This is a genomic window from Dietzia sp., assembly GCF_036741115.1.
Taxonomy (GTDB): domain Bacteria; phylum Actinomycetota; class Actinomycetes; order Mycobacteriales; family Mycobacteriaceae; genus Dietzia.
Map to the genome: position 1 here is coordinate 961 of NZ_DAINST010000012.1, position 18482 is coordinate 19442.

15 protein-coding genes are annotated in these 18482 nt (G+C 68.8%); 3 read left to right on the plus strand and 12 right to left on the minus strand.

Going from position 1 to position 18482, the window contains the following annotated elements; translation table 11 throughout:
* Positions 1–110 precede the first annotated feature (110 nt).
* The 12 genes from V7E05_RS03300 to V7E05_RS03355 all read right to left on the minus strand — a co-directional run bounded on the left by V7E05_RS03300 (position 111) and on the right by V7E05_RS03355 (position 15005).
* The gene (locus tag V7E05_RS03300; protein ID WP_333618249.1) at positions 111–1118 is read right to left on the minus strand and encodes a sulfite exporter TauE/SafE family protein; all 1008 of its coding nucleotides are present in this window, start codon (positions 1116–1118) and stop codon (positions 111–113) included.
* A 279-nt stretch (positions 1119–1397) separates the two neighbouring features.
* Complete coding sequence (locus tag V7E05_RS03305) at positions 1398–2150, minus strand: CAP domain-containing protein (protein WP_333618250.1); 753 nt, start codon at positions 2148–2150, stop codon at positions 1398–1400.
* 136 nt (positions 2151–2286) lie between these two features.
* On the minus strand, positions 2287–2769 hold the full coding sequence (locus V7E05_RS03310; protein ID WP_333618251.1) for a DUF6114 domain-containing protein: 483 nt from the start codon (positions 2767–2769) through the stop codon (positions 2287–2289).
* Positions 2763–3329: a DUF6230 family protein gene (locus V7E05_RS03315; protein ID WP_333618252.1), complete on the minus strand. Its 567-nt coding sequence runs from the start codon at positions 3327–3329 to the stop codon at positions 2763–2765. Before V7E05_RS03315 ends, V7E05_RS03310 begins: the two co-directional genes overlap by 7 nt.
* A 113-nt stretch (positions 3330–3442) precedes the next feature.
* A complete protein-coding gene (gene aspA / locus V7E05_RS03320) occupies positions 3443–4900 on the minus strand; it encodes an aspartate ammonia-lyase (RefSeq protein ID WP_333618253.1) in 1458 nt (485 codons plus the stop codon).
* 166 nt (positions 4901–5066) lie between these two features.
* Positions 5067–5636, minus strand: coding sequence for a DUF4395 domain-containing protein (locus V7E05_RS03325; protein WP_333618254.1), 570 nt, complete (start codon positions 5634–5636; stop codon positions 5067–5069).
* 147 nt (positions 5637–5783) lie between these two features.
* Complete coding sequence (locus tag V7E05_RS03330; protein ID WP_333618255.1) at positions 5784–6287, minus strand: hotdog fold domain-containing protein; 504 nt, start codon at positions 6285–6287, stop codon at positions 5784–5786.
* Positions 6288–6387: 100 nt separating this feature from the next.
* Positions 6388–7938, minus strand: a complete 1551-nt coding sequence (locus V7E05_RS03335; RefSeq protein ID WP_333618286.1) for an alpha/beta fold hydrolase — start codon at positions 7936–7938, stop codon at positions 6388–6390.
* A gap of 282 nt (positions 7939–8220) precedes the next feature.
* Entirely contained in the window at positions 8221–10311 is a 2091-nt protein-coding gene (htpG, locus tag V7E05_RS03340; protein WP_333618256.1) for a molecular chaperone HtpG, read from the minus strand.
* A gap of 172 nt (positions 10312–10483) precedes the next feature.
* Positions 10484–11743 carry a hypothetical protein gene (locus V7E05_RS03345; RefSeq protein ID WP_333618257.1) on the minus strand — a complete coding sequence of 420 codons (1260 nt, stop codon included), beginning with the start codon at positions 11741–11743 and terminating at the stop codon, positions 10484–10486.
* Positions 11744–11907: 164 nt separating this feature from the next.
* A complete protein-coding gene (locus V7E05_RS03350) occupies positions 11908–12915 on the minus strand; it encodes a hypothetical protein (protein ID WP_333618258.1) in 1008 nt (335 codons plus the stop codon).
* A gap of 272 nt (positions 12916–13187) precedes the next feature.
* Complete coding sequence (locus V7E05_RS03355; RefSeq protein ID WP_333618259.1) at positions 13188–15005, minus strand: phosphoenolpyruvate carboxykinase (GTP); 1818 nt, start codon at positions 15003–15005, stop codon at positions 13188–13190.
* A 204-nt stretch (positions 15006–15209) separates the two neighbouring features.
* Between V7E05_RS03355 and V7E05_RS03360 the strand changes: the two genes are divergently transcribed.
* The 3 genes from V7E05_RS03360 to V7E05_RS03370 all read left to right on the plus strand — a co-directional run bounded on the left by V7E05_RS03360 (position 15210) and on the right by V7E05_RS03370 (position 18372).
* On the plus strand, positions 15210–16235 hold the full coding sequence (locus V7E05_RS03360; RefSeq protein ID WP_333618260.1) for a TIGR03620 family F420-dependent LLM class oxidoreductase: 1026 nt from the start codon (positions 15210–15212) through the stop codon (positions 16233–16235).
* A gap of 116 nt (positions 16236–16351) precedes the next feature.
* Complete coding sequence (locus tag V7E05_RS03365) at positions 16352–17128, plus strand: SDR family oxidoreductase (protein ID WP_333618261.1); 777 nt, start codon at positions 16352–16354, stop codon at positions 17126–17128.
* Positions 17129–17301: 173 nt separating this feature from the next.
* Entirely contained in the window at positions 17302–18372 is a 1071-nt protein-coding gene (locus V7E05_RS03370) for a hypothetical protein (protein ID WP_333618262.1), read from the plus strand.
* Positions 18373–18482 lie beyond the last annotated feature (110 nt).

Consider the following 18482-nt stretch of genomic DNA (forward strand, 5'->3'; position numbering starts at 1 on the left):
AGGAAACGCCGCGCTGTAACCAGGCTCACTGTAGGCAAAACACGGCGGCGCCGCCGGAATACGTTGATAATTCCGGAAGCGCCGCAGTTGGACGATCTACGGGGCCGAACTCAATCGGCGAGGGCGGCAGTCGGCGCATGTGCGACACCGTCGACATTCCCGGCACCCTCACCGTCCCCCCGCGAGTCGCCCGTTTCGGCGTGTGCACCCTTCGTGCCGCCCGTGCCGTCTCCGGCACCAACCTGCTGCCCGGCCCGCGAGCGGCGGAGCGCCGAGAGCCCGAGGGCGACCGTCACGGCAAGGACCGCGAGCAACACGACCGCGACGACCGCCCCGTGGATCGAGAGGATGTCGGAGAACTTGAAGAGGTTGGTGATCACGAGCAGGCCGCCGACGAAGGTCCCGAGCACGACCGGGTTAATCCGCGAGACGAGCCACGCGGCGAGCGGCGCCGCGAGCACGCCACCGGCGAGGAGGCCGAGGACTATCCAGCCCATTTCCGCGAGCTGATCGGAGAGGCCGAGGAGGAACCCGATCGAGGCGGCGAGCGAGACGAGGAACTCCGAGGCAGAGACCGAGCCGATCACGCGGCGCGGGGTGGTTCGCCCGGAGGACAGCAGAGTCGAGGTGGTGATGGGGCCCCAGCCACCGCCGCCCGAGGCGTCGACGAAGCCGCCGACGAGGCCCAGCGGGACGAGGAAGCCGGCCTTCTGCTGCCGCTCCTCCGAGCGCTTGAGCACCGGCGATGCGCCGAGCCCGAAGCCGAAGCGGACGAGCAGGTACACGCCGATCATGAGAAGGATGCCCGTGGTCCACGGCTCGGCGGCCTCCGTGGAGAGATTCGACAGCAGCGTCGCGCCGGTAAAGCCTCCGACTGCGCCGGGGATGCCGAGCTTGAGCACGATCTTCCAGTCGACATTGTCGAAGCGCCAGTGGCTCAGACCGCTCGCGAGGGTCGTGCCCACCTCCGCGAGGTGCACAGCGAAGCTCGCCTGCGCTGCGGCAACGCCAGAAAAGAGCAACAACGTCGTGGCCGTGACCCCGAACGCCATGCCCAGTGCCCCGTCCACGAGCTGGGCGCCGATGCCGACGAGGATGAAGACGATGAGAGTGCGCATGTGCGGGCGATCCTATTTCCGTGGAGCGCCTCGAAGGATGGGCCGAGGCGGTGGGCGGGTTTGGTTGAACGCGATCAACATAGACAGATCGGTCTACCGACCCCAACGCTTCGGCTCAGCGTGGATCGAACTGGGGCCCGTCTCGGCCCGAGGCGGGCGAGAACGAGGGAAAATCGGGAATGACGGCGGACGCCGCACCCCTCGGGGAGGGGCGGGTTCCGCCGTCATTCCTGGTGAGACGCCCGCGAACCGGGCGCTCTGGCAACTTCTGGGTTCGGCCTAGTACGTGAAATCCTGGACGACCCACACGCGCCCGTTGTTCACGGCCACGCCGACGCCGAGGCCGCGGTATTCGGGGTCGCGGAGGTTGACCTGGTGGCCGGGCGAGTTGTCCCAGAGCGTGACGAAGCAGGCCGCGTTGCAGGGATCCGAGCTCGCGGCGATGTTCTCGCCCATGCCCTCGTTGAGCGCGCCCTGGTTGTGCGCGACGCCGCCGACCCGCGAGAGGTACTTGGCGTGCGCCGTGGCCACGTCCGCGGCGTGCTGGTCCCACACGAGGGTCCGTACGCCGACGCGCTGCCGGTAGGCGTTGGTCGCGTCGAAGACCTCGCGCGACATCGCCGCCGGGTCCGTCTGCGAGGGACCGGCCACGTCATTGACGGGGAGCCCGGCGCCCTGGAGGGAACCGGCCGCAATCGCCTCGGGAGAGCCGATGCCCGGGATGCTGGGCATGCCGGCGACCGCATTGAGGATGGCCTGGACGACCTGCGACTGCAGCGTCGCGATATCGGGGATCTGCGGGAGCTGGGGCAGCTGCGGAATGGGCGGGAGCTGCGGCAACTGCGGTGCCTGGAACTGCTGCGTCTGGAACGGCGGGACATCGATCCCGTCGATCACGGAGCCCTGCGCGGACGCCGTGGGGGCGACCAGAAGCGCCGGCGTGGCCGCGGCGAGAAGCGCCACGGATGCACGGCGGAGGGCGCAGCGCGGGGTTGCCGCGCGAGTCGGCATGGAGTTGTGAGCGAAAGCCATCGTCGTAATCGTCCTCGGATCCTAAATCTAACTATCGATATCGTCTGCGCCGGGGGGCGCCACACGAGAATAACGCCGTTATCGACGGCACCGTTACATTAGCCTGAATTCCGCCCGTGACCGAGTTCGGCGGCGGTTATGACTCGTCGGCACGGCGCGGGCCGGTGCACATTTCTTGCCGCGCAGCCTGTGGATGCCGATCGCGCCGCTCGGGTTTCGGGTGCCGCTCGGGCAGTTCTGACCTCTCGGGCCTCTCGGGCCTCTCGGACCTCGGAGAATCCGTCCATGCGAGCGACGCGGCCGCTCCGAGCATGCCGAGCAGCGTGCCCACGACGAAGCCGCCGAAGTTCGCGGCCGGCAGCGCGACGAGCGCGAGCGCCCCGCCGAGCCACCCGGCGAGCACGCGTGTCGTGGGCTGTGAGTACATCGACGCAGCGCAACCCAGCATTCCGAGCCCCGTGAGCAGCGCGCCGGGCGCCGTCGACGTGGTGAACCCGATGCCGAGCTCCGCGATGGAGCCCTGCAGGAGGAAGGAACCGAGCACGGCGGCCCCCGCGGCGACGAAGAGGACGATCGCCGCCCAGGGCCGCCCTCCGGCTGCGAACTTCGGCGTCAACACGTGCCCGGACCCCGCTCGACGCCGATATCGATCCCCTTGAGGGTGACCTGGTCGGCCGTGACCCCCATCGTGTCGATCTCGATGCCCGGGGCATCGAGCGCACGGCCCGTGACCGCGATGCCTCCGGAGTCCGTGCGATCCGTGGGCCCGCCGATGCCGTTGCCGATCGCCACACCGTCGAGCAGGAGATCGCCCTGGATGCGATTGGCGTCGACCACGATGTTCTTCGCCCCAAGGGCATCCTCCTTGTCGAGGCGGCCGACCAGAGCTACTTCGCCGAGGAGCGGCACATCGAGCGAGCGGAAGCGGACACACACCGAGTCGACCCGGACGTCGGAGAGACGGATCATCATCGACGGACTCTCCGTGCCGCCGAAGGGGCCGTGCGCGGGGAGCAACTCGACTCCGTCCGCGTCGAGCCCACGGACCGATGCCGTGGCCAGCGCCGATCCGGCCGCGAGGTTGATCCCGTTCTGCGCCGTCGCAACCCCGGAGACCGTGGCGAGCACGCTACCCACGGCCGCGAACACGAGGAACCGCCCTCCACGAACGTGGCCCACCCGCCCACCTCTTTCGTTGTCCTGTGGCCCAGAACCTAGACAGAACAACGCTTTTTGTCAAACCGTGGCGGGTTCGGGCGGCGAGGCAGAGACCGGCCCGTGGCGATATCCGACTAGCGCGAACCGGGGTTCTTCCGCTGGCGCATCTTGTCGAGGTAGCGCGGGCCCTTGAACTCGGGGTGCAGGAGGTTCTGCGGGGATAGGATGTCGTCGAGCTCCTCCTCGCCGAGCAGCCCCATCTCGAGGACGACCTCGCGCACGCCACGGCCGGTGCGCGCGCACTCCTTGCCCACGAGGTCGCCGTTGTGGTGCCCGATCACGGGGTTGAGGTAGGTGACGATACCGATCGAGTTCATCACGAAATCGCGCGCGATCTGCTCGTTCGCCGTGATCCCCGTGACGCACTTCTCGGCGAGCGTCTTACATGCGTTGGTGAGCAGGCCGATGGACTCGAACATCGCCTGCGCGATCGCCGGCTCCATGACGTTGAGCTGCAGCTGCCCGGCCTCCGCCGCCGCGGACACGGTGACGTCGTTGCCCATGACCTTGAAGCAGACCTGGTTGACCACCTCGGGGATGACGGGGTTGACCTTCGCCGGCATGATCGACGAACCCGCCTGCATCTCCGGCAGGTTGATCTCGTTGAGCCCCGCGCGCGGACCCGAGGACAGGAGCCGGAGGTCGTTGCAGATCTTCGAGATCTTCACGGCCGTGCGCTTGAGCGCCGCGTGGACGAGCACGTAGTCGCCGGTGTCCTGAGTGGCCTCGATGAGGTTCTCCGAGCCCGTCACGGGGAGTCCGGTGACCTCGCCGAGGTGCGCGATCACGGCGTCGCGGTAGTGCGGGGGCGTGTTGACCCCAGTGCCGATCGCGGTGGCGCCGAGGTTGACCGAGAGCAGCGAGCGGGCCGCGTTGGAGAGGACCTCGGACTCCTCGTCGAGGTTGACGGCGAACGCGCCGAACTCCTGACCGAGCGACATCGGCACCGCATCCTGGAGCTGCGTGCGTCCCATCTTGAGGACGTCGCGGAACTCCTCGGCCTTGTCGTAGAACGCCTCCCGGAGCACCACGACGGCCTCTTCGTAGCGGATGAGCGCGGCCCACAGCGCGAGCCGGAATCCCGTGGGATAGGCGTCGTTCGTCGACTGCGAGCGGTTGACGTCGTCGTTGGGGCTGATCTCGTCGTAGCTGCCCTTCGGCAGTCCGAGGTGCTCGAGCGCGAGGTTGGCGACGACCTCGTTGGTGTTCATATTGATCGACGTGCCGGCGCCGCCCTGGAATTGGCAGGACGGGAACTGGTCCATGCACCGCCCCTCGACGAGGATCTGGTCGCACGCCCACACGATGGCCTCGCACTTTTCTTCGGGGAGCACGCCCATGTCGCGGTTCGCGAGCGCCGTCGCCTTCTTCACCGCCACCATGCCGCGGATGAAGTCGGGGATGTCGTTGATCGTCGCCGAGGAGATCGGGAAGTTCTCGATCGCCCGCGCCGTGTGCACCCCGTAATACGCGTCCGCGGGGACCTCCTTCTCGCCTAGGAGGTCTTCTTCGATTCTGGTGGCTCCGCTCATGGCTCCTGCTCCGCTCGTCGGGGTTCTGCCCGTTGTCTATGACGGCGGACGAGCGTGGTTGTGCCGGGCCCGGCGCCATCGCCCACCAGGCTAGGACGATTGCGGGAGAGTCGGCCACGTATCGGCGAAGTCCGCACGTCGCCGCGTGCTGGAGATGGGGCGAGCGCTACGCCTGCGCCTTTTCGGACGGCCGGTTCCAGATGTTCGCGCACTCGACGCACACCGATTCCGGCACGATCCCGGTCTTCTGCAGCTTCGCGAACATCCAGCAGCCGAGGCAGAACCCGAGCGCGGATTCGAGGAGCGCCGCGACCACGAGCAGCCCGAGGACGATGCGCGCGGCGACGCTGGCGTCGACGAGGAACAGGACGAGCGCGACGCCGGAGAACACGAGGCCGATGGTCTGCGCGAAGCGCTTCGGCGGTCCGGCGACGAGTTTGGGCTCGCGGCTCACTCGCGGGGCGAGGACGTGGACGGAGAGCCGGCCGAACGGCGAGTAGCGGGGACCTCCGGCGACGCGGAGTACGAAGCCGGCGGCGAGGATCGCGGCGAGCCAGGTCGCAGCGGGCTGCGGGCTCGCGATAGTCGCGACCGCGAGGAGCACGACGAGAGCGGCGGTGCAGCGCGCGGCGTAGTCGTTGACCGGATTGGGGAATGCGAAGAGCCTTCCCAGCGCGCCCTTCTCGTCGGCGGCCGCGGCCGTCTTGGCTTCGTCGAGATTCACGAAATTCGTCATCTGCCCCCTCCTCGCGCCTCCGCGTTCGCGGAGGCTCCGAGTCCGTAGAACTAGACAGATCTGTCTATCGCAATATTTCGACTCTCGGGGCGCCCCGTATGGACGCGCCGCACCGCCCCGCGAGGCAGTGGCGGCGCGGGCCCGGGTCTACTTCTTCTTCGGCGTCACCCAAATGGTGATCTCGGCGCGGACGGATTCCTTGCCCTCCGCGTCGGAGAAGGTGATCGGGACGAGCACGTCGCGGCCCTCGGTAATTGCGTCGAAGTCCGGCAGCTCGGGGAGCTCGGCGGTAGCAGTGAGGCCCCCCTTCGTGATCTTGAGATACTCCGTCGTCATCCCCTTGGGCAGCCAGCGGTGCGTCGTGGGCACGGTCGCCTCTGCGAGCATGCCCATCGCCATCTCGGCGAGGTTGCACGCGGCGATCGCGTGGAACGTGCCTATGTGGTTCTGGATGCCCCACCACTTCGGCGCCGTGACCACGGCCTTGCCCGGACGCATCTCGACGACGTGCGGCAGCACCGTGCCAAAGTACGGAGCCTTGAAGCTCACGGCGGCGGAGAACAGGCGCGATCCGAGGGGCTTCGCGGAGAGCTTGTTCCACAGGGCCAGGGTGGGGGTGGGCTTGGCCGAGGGCTTCGCGGGGGAGGTCATACACCGAACCCTACTCGCGGGTAAGGAGTAGCCCGAGGGACTCCCCCGAAGTGGGCCGGGCAGGCTCGCCGGGCCGACCAGGCCCATCCCTGACGCCGGGCTACGCCTGTGCCGCGGGGATCGGCGGTGCCGGCGCCTCGGTCACGTCGGTATGCCCCGTGCGGAGGTACTCGAGGACCGCGCCGTCGACGACCTCGTTGCCCTTGGCGAACTGGCCGTGGTCACCGCCGCCGACGGTGATCACGTGCGACTGCATGCGATCGGCGAGGGCGAGGCTCGGGCCGTACGGCGTCTGCGGATCGCGGAGCCCCTGGAGCTGCAGGGGCTTGGTCTCGAGCTGCTCGCCGGTGGCGGCGGGGAGTTTCGTGACCGGCGCGTATCCCGCGCAGGCCGCACCGGAGGTGAACGTCGCGCCGTACATATCGAAGATGTCGCCGGAGACGAAGCTGGTCCAGAGGAACTCGGGGTAGCTCAGCGGGTTGGCGGGCACCTGGTTCTCGTTGCACATGACGATCCGCTGCATGTTGCTCGCCTGCAGCGCGTCCTGCGCCATCGCCTCTTCCATTCCCGCCCCTTCCGGGACGCCGTCGCTGATCATCTGCGCGATGTTCGGCCACAGCGCGGACTGCGGGACGGCGCCGCGGGTCTGGGCGAGAACCGTCGAGGCCATCTGGTTCGCCCCGGGATTGGTGAGCATTCCCACGAGGTTCTCGAGCTGAACGCGAGCCGGGCCCGTGAGGTTGACGCCGTCGATGTACTGCTGCGCGAGCGCGGTGAACGGCGGCGGGACGTCGCCGACCTGCGCGGGCGGCGGAGCGAGCGTGGGGTTGACCCCCGCCTCGGTGACGACCCGGTCCGACCAGCGCTGGTACACCTGCAGGGCGGTGGTGCCCAGGTGGAAGCGATCGTCGTTCTCGGCGATCCAGGCGAACATGTCGTTCATCCGCGCCTTGTAGGCGCCGTCCTGGTCGTCCATGAGCCCGTTCCACGCGCGGTCCGGGTTGACACCCGAATCGAGGAGCAGCTTGTCGGTGTGCTCGGGGAAGAGCGTGGCGTACACGGAGCCGAGGGTGGTGCCGTAGGAGAGGCCGTCGATGTCGATGCGCTCCTCTCCGAGCGCCTTGCGCGCCTCGTCCCAGTCGCGAGCGGTGTTCTCGGTGGTGATGTGCTCGGCGTAGCCGGGCTGGGCCGAGTCGCAGGCCGCGCGGAGCGCCCCGCCGTAGTTGGTCGCGGCGGTGATCGGATCGATGGTCTCGGCGCCCGGGCATTCGACGGGGGTCGCATCGGGGAGACCGCGAGGCTGGACTACGACGAGGTCGAACTCGTTACGCAGCTCCTGCGGCCACTGGAACAGGCCGTCGTCGAAGAAGTTGAGCGAGTCACCGCCTGGGCCGCCGGCGTTCCCGAAGAGGACTCCCCGACGGGCGGACGGATCGGCGGCAGGCTGGCGCATGATCGTGACCGTGATCTTCTCGCCGTCCGGATCGTCGTAATCCCGCGGCACCTCGAGCGGGGCGCACAGCGCGGAGGGCGTGAGCACGCGCTCGTGGCACGGCCCCCAGGCGAGCTGCGCCCCGTCCTTCGCGCTCGCGGCCGGAGCGAGCGCTGCGGCCGAGCCCGCCGCGATCCCCAGCACCGCGGCCGTCGACACCAAGCGCCGACCACTCCGTCCCCTGTTCGAATCCGAGCGGTTCGGGAGTTCACGCTGCATGGTCGGCCTTTCGCGGGTCGGCGCTCTACGTTCAGTCGATTCTCAATCAATAATCATTATCGCTTGAGTATCGAGCGTCCCGCAACGAGTCGGCGAACCGGCCCGGCCGAGCCATCCCGCGTTCCATGCACTTTTCGTCGACTTCCGGCCTGAAGCGCCGGAAAATCAACGAAAATTGCATGTTTCGGGCGGCGAGTGGCCGAGCCGGGGGACGCGCCCCCCTTACAGCCGGCCGGCGAGGAGCTTCGCGAACGCCGCCGGGTCCGAGAGCTCGCCGCCCTCGGCGAGGACCGCGATGCCCGCGAGCACCTCGGCCGTGTTGGCGAGCGCCTCCCGCGCCGTGGTGTCGGAGTCCGAGGTCGCGGCGAATTCGGAGCGCAGCTTCTCCACGGCGGGGTGCTTCGGGTTGAGCTCGAGGATTCGCTTCGAGGTCGGGACGTCGATGCCGTTCGCCCGGTACATGCGCTCGAGCTGCGGCGAGAGATCGAAGGTGTCGCCGACCATGCACGCCGGGGAATCGACGAGACGGTGCGAGAGTCGCACCTCCTTGACCTGGTCGGAGAGCGATTCGCCGAGCCACGAGAGCAGATCCGCGTAGTCGGCGTCCTCCTTCTTCTCCTCCGCCTCGGACTCCCCCTGCGGTGCGGTCCCGACCTTGGCGAGGTCGACATCGCCCTTGGCGATCGAGCGCAGCGGCTTGCCCTCGAAGTCGCCGACAGCGTCGACCCACACCTCGTCGACCGGATCGGTGAGCAGCAGGACATCGACCCCGCGGGCACGGAATGCCTCGAGGTGCGGGGAGTTTTCCACGGCAGCGCGGGAAGCGCCCGTGATGTAGTAGACCTCGGTCTGGCCCTCGACCATGCGCGAGATGTACTCGGCCGCGGTCGTGCGCGACGGGCCTTCGGCGTCGCCGGACTTCTCCCCCGCGCGCGTGGACTCGAACTCGGCGAACTTGAGGATCTGGTCCCGGCCGTCGCCGTCGATGAGACCCTCCTTGACCACCGAGCCGAAGTGCTGCCAGAACTCGGCGAACTTCTCCGGCTCGTTCTCGCGCATGGCGTTGATCGTCTGCAGCGTCTTGCGGACGATGCGCTTGCGGATCGCCGCGATCTGCCGATCCTGCTGGAGGATTTCGCGGGAGACGTTGAGGGACAGGTCCGCCGCGTCGACGACGCCCTTGACGAAGCGCAGGTACTGCGGAATCAGGGCCTCGGCGTCATCCATGATGAACACTCGACGAACGTAGAGCTGCACGCCCCGGCGGTGATCGGGAGAGAACAGATCGAACGGCGGCTGGCTCGGGATAAAGAGGAGCGCCTGGTACTCGAAGCTGCCCTCGGCGCGGATCGTCATGGTTTCCGCCGGCTCGTCCCAAGCGTGCGAGACGTGCCGGTAGAACTCGGTGTACTCCTCCTCGGAGACCTCGGCCTGCGGCCGTGTCCACAGGGCCTTCTGGGAGTTGAGTGTCTCTTCGCCGGGCGCATCCTCTACACCTGTGACGTCGGACTCCGCGTCGGCCTCGGCGTCCTCGGCCCCCTCGTCCTTCGCCTTCGCGGGCACGGGCATACGGATCGGCCAGGCGATGAAGTCGGAGTAGGTCCGCACCACGCGGCGCAGCGTGGAAGAGTCGGTGTAGTCGGGGAGCTCGGTGTCGCCGCCGGCGGGCTTGAGATCGAGGACGATCACGGTGCCCTGCTCGGGCACGGGCCCGGCGTAGCCGAGCTTCGCGAACTCGGCGGCCGCATCGGCCGGGGTGGCCGTCGCGATGTCGTACGTGTCCTCGCCGGCGGAGCGCCACAGCGTGGTCTCCTGCTCGCCGGCTTTGCGAGTCACGAGGGTCACGGTGTCCGCGACCATGAACGTCGAGTAGAAGCCGATGCCGAACTGGCCGATGAGGTCCGCGGTGGCCTGCTCCGAGATCTCGCCCTCGGCGGCGTTCGCCGCGGCTCGGGCGGCGGCGAGCTGCTCGCGCATCGCGGCGGTGCCGGACTTCGCGAGCGTGCCGATCAGGTCGACGACCTCGTCGCGCGACATCCCGATGCCGTTGTCGGTGATCGTGAGCCGCCGAGCGGAATCGGCACCTCCGGCGTCGGGAATGAGCTCGAGGTGCAGGTCGGAGGTGTCGACGCCGGGGAGCTCCTCCGTGAGCGCGGCGAGGCGCAGCTTGTCGAGCGCGTCGGAGCCGTTGGAGACGACCTCGCGGAGGAAGGTGTCCGGGTTCGAGTAGATCGAGTGGATCATGAGGTCCAGGAGTTGTCGCGTCTCCGCCTGGAACTCGCGCTTCTCGTGGCCGCCTGCCGTGGTGCTCAACGTCTACTCCTTTTCTCGACCGGACTATCTATCTCGGAAGAGATTCTATGAAACGCACGAGACCCGCGCCGCCGAGTGTCCGTCGATGACGGTCACGTGGTGGCGCGGGTCTGGTTGTGCTGCTCTTCCTGCCGAAACCTTTGGCCCTGCGGGGCCTAGAATTCTGCGGCGGCTATGGGGCCGGCTGGTCGGCAGGGGCGGGTGCCTCGGGAGCCGGCTGATCACCGAGGTCCGTGCCCTGTTCGGCCGGGTTCCCCTCGGGCGCCGGCGCGGCGCCGTCCTGGCCCTCTGCGGGCGCGCCGCCCTCGGGGGCCGGTGCCGCGCCGTCTCCGGGCGCGGGGACGAACTGCGGCGTGGCGATCGGGGCGTTGGGGTCCTCGCCCGTACCGGGGTTCTCCGGCGGCACGGCCTCCGCGGAGGAGAGCGCCTCCGACGGCGGGGTGGACGACTGGGTCGTCGAGGTCTCGGTGCCCGAATCGTCTGAGCCGCCGCTACCGAAGACGGCCCACGCGATGATCGCGAGCAGGGCGATTACCACGACCGCCACGCCGAGGACAGCGAAGAGGCGCCCGCGGTTGCTGGGATTGCCCGTGACCGCAGCATCGCCGCCGGCCTCGCGCTCGCGCTGCCAGTCGGGCTCGTAGTCGCCCTCGTGCCGGGTGCCGTGCTGGCTCGGTCCGCCCACGTGCGCGGCGTTGGGGAAGCCGGCGGGGAAGGCCGTGGTCGGCGCGGAATCGCCATAGCCCTGGTGCGGGAGCTGGGCGCGATCAGGGCCGGTCGGGCCGTTGTCCTTCGCACCGAGCGGATAGGTCCCCTCGGCCCCGTCGCCGTGCGCGCCCTGCTGACTGTGCTGGCCCGACTGGCCCGGCTGCCCAAACTGGCCGGTCTCGCCGGGCTGCGGAATGCGCGTGGTCTCGGCGTCTGCGGTGCCGCCCCCGGGCCCACCGAAGGCGCCGGGCTGCTGCCCGCCCGCCCCGGGGGACTCGTGGCGGCCGCCGCCGGGCGCCGGGCTCCCGCCCTGCTGCCTGAACTGACCGGGCTGCCCCGCGGGCCCCTGCTGGCCGTGTTGGTTTCCCTGGCCGAACTGGCCCTGCCCGTAGGCGGACCCATAGCCCTGACCTGCTGTGCCCTGCCCGGTCGAGCCGTACCCACCGGGCTGCCCGCCGCCCTGCGGGTAAGCGCCGCCCTGCGGATATCCGGGCCCTTGCGGGTTGTCTGCGCCCTGCCCCGGCTGCTCGTGACGCCCACCGCCGAACTGCTCCTGCCGGGGCGCATCGAAACCGGGCGGCGGAGTCGATGCCCCGTTCTGCCCGCTGTCGTGGCGACCCGAGGCCCCGTTCGACGACGGATCCGAGGGCGCCTCGTGGCGTCCGAACCCGTCCGGCTGACGGCCGCCTTGCTGGGCGTTTCGGTCGTTGGGTGGCTGGGACATGCTTCCTCCTGGGTTGCGGGAGCATTCTCAGGAATCAGCCTAGCGGGAAAAACGCTCGATTATGTTGCTATTGCGGCGTGTTCGTGCCGCAGGGAAAACCGGCACGCCCACAGATCGACCGGTCTCATGCCGCCCGTCCGGGCGCACAGGCTGCCCTCTCTCGCCTACTTTTCGGTCGTGTACGAGCACTTGACAGAGCCGTCGGCGAGCGAGGACTCGTTTTCCGCGACGACCTTCCCGTCCGCCTTGATCTGGCACTTGGCCGTGAAGTCGGAGTTCCCGTAATCGTGCGGATGGACGAGGACGGAGTTGTACGAAATCGGAGAAGGCTCGGTCTCGGCCTTGCTCCACGGCTGCTCGACGTTGTCTTCCTTGACGTTCCCCGACGGCAGGTAGGCCGAAATGTCCACCGGCCCGTCTGCTTCCACGCTGATTTCGATCTGCGCTCCCGGCGTGCCGACAGCCGAGGCCTCTGCGGGAGCGCCGGCCGCGCCCGAATCACCGCTGCTCTCCGCCTCCGGCGCGCTCGACTCTGCGGACGCTCCCGCCTCTTCGGACGTGCTCGTCTCGGTGGCCGCCTCGTTGCTGCCCTCGTCGCCTCCGCGGGTGAGGAAATACGCACCGAGACCGATCACGACGAGCGCTACCACGGCAACCGCGACGATCGTAATTATCGCGCCCTTGCTGCTACCGCCCTCGTTGGTGTCGAATCCACCCGGACCGTTCGGACCCGTCGGGCCTCCGGGGCCTCCGGGGCCTCCGGAGCCGCCACTGCCGCCGTACGGGTTCCCTGCGGACTGCTGACCGTACGGGTTCGCCGGAGGCTGTTGTCCGTAGGGGTTCCCGGCAGGCGGCTGCCCGTAGGGGCCGGCCCCCTGCTCGCCTCCCATGCCCTGGCCACCCATGCCCTGGCTGCCCGCGCCCTGCGCGCCGGAACCCTTGCCGATCTGATCCGCCGACTGGTAGCCGCCGTTCGACCCCGCACCCGCACCCGCGCCACCATAGGGATTCTCGCCGTAAGGGTTCTGCGCACCGTACGGATTCGAACCTCCGTACGGATTCTGCGAGCCGTACGGGTTCGCGCCCCCAGAGGGGCCGCCGCCCCCTGCGGGCCCGCTACCTCCGGAGGGGCCGTTGCCGGGGTACGGGGAGTCATTCGGCGGCTGGGACATCGTTCGCTCCTGGGGTTTCGGGTTCGTCCGTCGTCATATTCGAAAGCGTGCTCGAGCGGTCTATCGCTGCCGCGTGGGCGACCGTTCCTCGCGCAGGTCCGCGGGCCTTTCGCCACGGATCCCGCGCGCTGTCGCGCGGCACACGCAAGTACGAGCACCCCGGACACGAAAAAGTTCCCGCCTCAGCGCGCTCCCCGCCGTCATGGCGGGTCGCGCGCGGAGGCGGGAACCGGAAAATCGTGCGTGACGCCGGACGGACCCGGCGCCTCGGCCTACACGCCCAGGCGGCCCTTGAGCGCACCGAACTGACCGTGCACCTCGTCGGGGACGCGGTCGCCGAGGAACTGCAGCCACTCGGCGATGCCGGGAACCTCGTCCTTCCACTCGTCCTCATTGACGGCGAGCGCCTCGTCGACATCCGCGGCGGTCACATCGAGGCCCTCGATGTCCATCTGCGCGGCCGTGGGCACCTTGCCGATCGCGGTGTCGTTGCCCTCGGCGCGGCCCTCGAGCGCGTCGACAATCCACTTGAGCACGCGGGTGTTCTCGCCGAAGCCCGGCCACAGGAAGCGGCCGTCGGCGCCGCGGCGGAACCAGTTGACGAGGAAGATCTTCGGCAGCTTGTCGGCGTCCGCCTTCTTGCCGAGATCGATCCAGTGCTGCAGGTAGTCGCCGACGTTGTAGCCGATGAAGGGGAGCATGGCCATCGGGTCGCGGCGGACCTCGCCCACGACGCCCTCGGCGGCCGCGGTGCGCTCCGAGGAGAGGGTCGCGCCGAGGTAGACGCCGTGCTCCCAGTCGAAGGACTGCGCGACGAGCGGGACCGTGGTCTTGCGGCGGCCACCGAAGAGGATCGCCGAGATCGGCACGCCCTCGGGGTTGTCCCACTCGGGGGCGAGCGAGGGGCACTGGTCCATCGGGGTGCAGTAGCGGGAGTTCGGGTGCGCGGCCTTAACGTCCGTGCCCGGGGTCCAGTCCTCGCCGCGCCAGTCGATGAGGTGCTGCGGATCGCCCTCGAGGCCCTCCCACCACACGTCGCCGTCGTCGGTCCTCGCGACGTTGGTGAAGACGGTGTTCCCCTTCTCGATGGTGTACATCGCGTTGGGGTTCGAGGAGTAGTTCGTGCCGGGCGCGACGCCGAAGAAACCGGCCTCGGGGTTGACCGCGTAGAGACGGCCGTCCTTGCCGAAGCGCATCCACGCGATGTCGTCGCCGCAGGTCTCGGCCTTCCAGCCGGGGAGCGTCGTCTGGATCATCGCGAGGTTGGTCTTACCGGCGGCCGAGGGGAACGCCGCGGCCACGTAGTAGACCTTGTCCTCGGGGCTGGTGAGCTTGAGGATGAGCATGTGCTCGGCGAGCCAGCCCTCGTCGTGGGCCATAGCCGAGGCGATGCGCAGCGCGTAGCACTTCTTGCCGAGCAGGGCGTTGCCGCCATAACCCGAACCGTACGACCAGATCTCGCGGTCCTCGGGGAAGTGGGTGATGTACTTGGTCTCGCTGCACGGCCACGGGACGTCCGCCTCGCCCTCGGCGAGCGGGGCGCCGACGGAGTGGAGGCACTTGACGTAGGCGCCGTCGTTTCCGATCTTCTCGAGCGCGGCGGTGCCCATGCGGGTCATGATCCGCATCGACGCGACGACGTACTCGGAGTCCGTGATCTCCACCCCGAGCTTCGGATCCTCGGCATCGAGCGGGCCCATGCAGAAGGGGACGACGTACATCGTGCGGCCGGCCATCGAGCCGCGGTACAGCTCGGTCATCTCCGCGCGCATCTCGGCGGGGTGGACCCAGTTGTTCGTGGGGCCGGCGTCGGCCTCGTTCTTGCTGCAGATAAAGGTCCGCGACTCCACGCGCGCGACGTCGGCAGGGTCGGAGGACACGAGGTAGGAGTTGGGCTTCTTCTCCTCGTCGAGCTTGATCGCCGCCCCGGACTCCACGAGCTTGGCGGTGAGACGATCGGACTCCTCCTGGGAGCCGTCGACCCACACGACCTCTGCCGGCGTGGTGAGCTCGGCGATCTCCGCGACCCAAGCGCGCAGCTCGGAGTGCTCCGTCGGGGCGTCCGAAATACCTGGCACGGTGCTTGTCATTTCGCTTGGGCTCCTCGTTGACCTCTGATCGACCGTCGTCTACCGGTACGTATCCTCACTGTTCCACATGTCAGGATACGTATAGGGCGACCCGAAGAGAAAAGGGACCGGGCCGCGTACTGCGCGGACACTATCAACGCCGCGGCACCCTCGTCTGTGGGACGCCCTCGGACGCGTACGTGATCACCGCCACATAATGGCGCTATGGCAGATTCCGACTTCTCGGACCAGAGTCCGACCCCCGCACCGTCCTCGGCATCCTCCCCCACACAGTCTTCGACACCGTCCCGGCCCACCACCGGCACCCTCCTCGACCGCGTCGGCCTGTGGACCGCGGGCTTCCCCCAGGACTCCGTCGCCGAGTGCCGCGCGATCGCCGTGGAGCTCGACGGGCAGGGCTGGCAGTCCCTGTGGTTCGGCGAGGCCTACGGGCGCGAGGCGTTCGCGCAGGCGCGGATCCTCCTCGAGGGAAGCGAGCGGATGCAGGTGGGCACGGGCATCGCGAACATCTGGGCGCGCGACGCCGCGGCCAGCGCCTCTATCGCCCGCACCTACGAGGCGATGTATCCCGGCCGCTTCGTCCTCGGCCTCGGCGTCTCCCACGCCCCGCTCGTGCAGCGGCGCTCCCACGACTACTCCAGGCCGCTCGCCGCGATGACCGAGTACGTCGAGCACCTCTACGCCCGGGCGCCGGAGGTCGCCGGCGAGGAAAAGCTCCCCGAGATCGTCCTCGCGGCACTGGGCCCGAAGATGCTCGCCCTCTCCGGCAAGCGGACCTCGGGGGCGCACCCGTACCTCACGACCCCCGAGCACACAGCGCAGGCCAGGGAGATCCTCGGCGGCAGCGCCGACGATGGCCCGCTGCTCGTGGTCGAGCAGGGCGCGGTGATCGCGCCGTCCGTCGTCAGGGGCACAGAGGCGGGGGAAGAGGAGTGGGCGCGGCGCGCGCACGAGCACCTGGAGGTCTACACGGGCCTGCCGAACTATCGGAATTCGTGGGCGCGCCTCGGCTTCGACGAGACCGATTTCGTGCGCGGCGGCTCGGCGCGGCTCAAGGAGACGCTCGTGCCGTGTGGGGTCGAGCAGACCATCGCCGCGGTGCGCGCACATCTCGATGCCGGAGCGTCACACGTACTCGTCCAGGTCCTCGGCACGCAGATCTTCGTCCCGCCGCTTGAGGACTGGTCGCTGCTCGCGCGGGCCCTGGCCGAAGAACCACTTCGCCGATGACGGCGGAGGCCGCCTCCCCTACGCCGCCGTCTGTCGCGGGCGGACCGATTTTCTTGCACCGTTTTTTTTGCGCCAACCCGTGGCGCGCCCCCGACACACTCCCTAGATTGGTTCGCATGGATCTCAACAACTCAAGCGCCATCGTCACCGGCGCGGCCTCCGGCATCGGGGCAGCCGTCGCCCGCAAGCTCGCCGAAAAGGGCGCGACCGTAGTCATCGCCGACCTCAACGCCGAGAAGGGCGAGGCACTCGCCAAGGAGGTCGGCGGCGTCTTCGTGCCCGTCGACGTGACCAAGACCGAGCAGGTCCAGGCCGCCGTCGACGCCGCCCGCGAGGCCGGCCCGCTCCGCGTCCTCGTCAACTCCGCCGGCATCGGCTCGGCAGCACGCACCATCGGCCGCGACGGCTCGGTCGAGTCCGCGCACGATCTCGACCTGTGGAAGAAGGTCATCGAGATCAACCTCGTCGGCACGTTCGATGCCATCCGTCGCGCCGCGACCGTGATGAGCCAGAACGATCCCTCGGACACCGGCGAGAAGGGCGCGATCGTCTCGATGGCCTCGGTCGCCGCGTTCGACGGGCAGATCGGCCAGTCCGCCTACTCCGCCTCGAAGGGCGGCGTGGTGGGGATGACCCTCCCGATCGCCCGCGACCTCTCGGCCGCCGGCATCCGGGTCAACGCCGTTGCTCCGGGCCTGATCGACACGCCGATCTACGGCGAGGGCGAGGCCTCCGAGCAGTTCAAGGCGAACCTCGGGAAGAACGTCCTGTTCCCCAAGCGCCTCGGCGATGCCTCCGAGCTCGCCTCGATGGTCATGGAGTTGGTCAACAACCCGTACATGAACGGCGAGGTGATCCGCGTCGACGGTGGCATCCGGATGCCACCGAAGTAACGAAGCGCATGTAGTGCACGGACGCGACTTTCGCGCGAGGTTTCGCCGACACGGTAGCGCCCAGTCGTGGATCGCCCCCGCCCGTAGGGTGGGGGCGTTCTCATATTTGTCGAGGTATTTGTCGAGCAACCACCCGCTGGGCAACCGAGAGCTGCGAGAGGCTGCGTGATCACGTGTACGACCCGAACCAGGGCCAATGGGGAGGCCAGAACCCGCAGGGCAATGGCGGGAACCCCTACGACCCGGGAAACCCCTACGGCTACGGGTACGGGTACGACGGGTATGGCGGCTACGAAGGAACTGGCCAAGGCGCGCAGGGCTTCGACGGGCAGAACTTTGGCAGGCAGGGCTACGGCGCGCAGGGCGGCTATGCCGGGTATCCGCAAGGCGGGCACCAGCAGGGTGGGTATCACCAGGGCGGGTACCAGCACGATGGATTCCCACAGGGCGGCGGCATGCAGCCCGGCGGCGCCGGCCAGGACCCGCGCCGCTTCCGCATCCGCGGCGTCGACTTCGGCCAGGTCTTCGATCGCGCGTGGCGGGGCTTCGCCGCCGATCCCGGTGGGTGGATCGTTTTCGGCCTCGCCCTCCTCGCCGTGGGCATTGTCTGCGGGGTGGCGCTGTTCGCCTTCTCTTCCGCGACAGGCGTCACGCACGACGCGGTGTCCGCATCCGATTTCGATTCCGTGCTCGGCGGGGCCGGCGAATGGCAGACGGAGCTGATCACCCTCGTCATCGCCATCGCCATCGGTGGGCCGATCTACAACATGGCCCTCCAGGCAGCGATGCGCCGCGCGAGCGGAGAGCATTTCGAGGTCGGCGGGTACTTCACGTTCCGCAATCTCGGAAACTTCATGGTCGTCTACTCGGTCTTCGAGCTCTTCGGCTACGCACTGCAATGGGCGCCCTTTGTGGGCGGCATCCTCGCGGCGTTCTTCCAGGTGTTCTTCTTTTTCGTGGTCTACGCCGCGGTCGACGGGCTCGACTTGCAGACTTCGTTTACCCGCTCGTGGCAGATCTTCTCGCAGAACGTGGGCCTTTGCCTCATCAGCGGCCTCGTGTTCTGCCTGCTCCTCATCGCCGGGGCGTTGATGCTCGGCCTCGGGCTCTTCGTCACCGGCCCCATGTACCTCGTGGCCGGCGCCGTGATCTACATCGCGGCCACCCGGGGCGTCGCGGAGCCCACCGGACAGCCGTACCAACCGCCGTTCCCGTACGGCCCCACCGAGAATCAGAGCTGGTAACGCCCAAACGCGGTGCCCTCGGGTTGAAAGAAAAGGGCACGTTTCACGAAGGTTCCCCGCCGCGATTTCCCGCAGGCGGGGAACCTTTTCCATTTCGCCTGCATCCATAG

What these genes read in the sequence shown, in the direction of transcription:
- V7E05_RS03360 (WP_333618260.1), top strand. Translation starts at nt 15,210, where the DNA reads ATGGCAGATTCCGACTTCTCGGACCAGAGTCCGACCCCCGCACCGTCC.
- V7E05_RS03300 (WP_333618249.1), bottom strand. Translation starts at nt 1,118, where the DNA reads ATGCGCACTCTCATCGTCTTCATCCTCGTCGGCATCGGCGCCCAGCTC.
- V7E05_RS03305 (WP_333618250.1), bottom strand. Translation starts at nt 2,150, where the DNA reads ATGGCTTTCGCTCACAACTCCATGCCGACTCGCGCGGCAACCCCGCGC.
- aspA (WP_333618253.1), bottom strand. Translation starts at nt 4,900, where the DNA reads ATGAGCGGAGCCACCAGAATCGAAGAAGACCTCCTAGGCGAGAAGGAG.
- V7E05_RS03355 (WP_333618259.1), bottom strand. Translation starts at nt 15,005, where the DNA reads ATGACAAGCACCGTGCCAGGTATTTCGGACGCCCCGACGGAGCACTCC.
- V7E05_RS03350 (WP_333618258.1), bottom strand. Translation starts at nt 12,915, where the DNA reads ATGTCCCAGCCGCCGAATGACTCCCCGTACCCCGGCAACGGCCCCTCC.
- V7E05_RS03345 (WP_333618257.1), bottom strand. Translation starts at nt 11,743, where the DNA reads ATGTCCCAGCCACCCAACGACCGAAACGCCCAGCAAGGCGGCCGTCAG.
- V7E05_RS03365 (WP_333618261.1), top strand. Translation starts at nt 16,352, where the DNA reads ATGGATCTCAACAACTCAAGCGCCATCGTCACCGGCGCGGCCTCCGGC.
- V7E05_RS03325 (WP_333618254.1), bottom strand. Translation starts at nt 5,636, where the DNA reads ATGACGAATTTCGTGAATCTCGACGAAGCCAAGACGGCCGCGGCCGCC.
- V7E05_RS03330 (WP_333618255.1), bottom strand. Translation starts at nt 6,287, where the DNA reads ATGACCTCCCCCGCGAAGCCCTCGGCCAAGCCCACCCCCACCCTGGCC.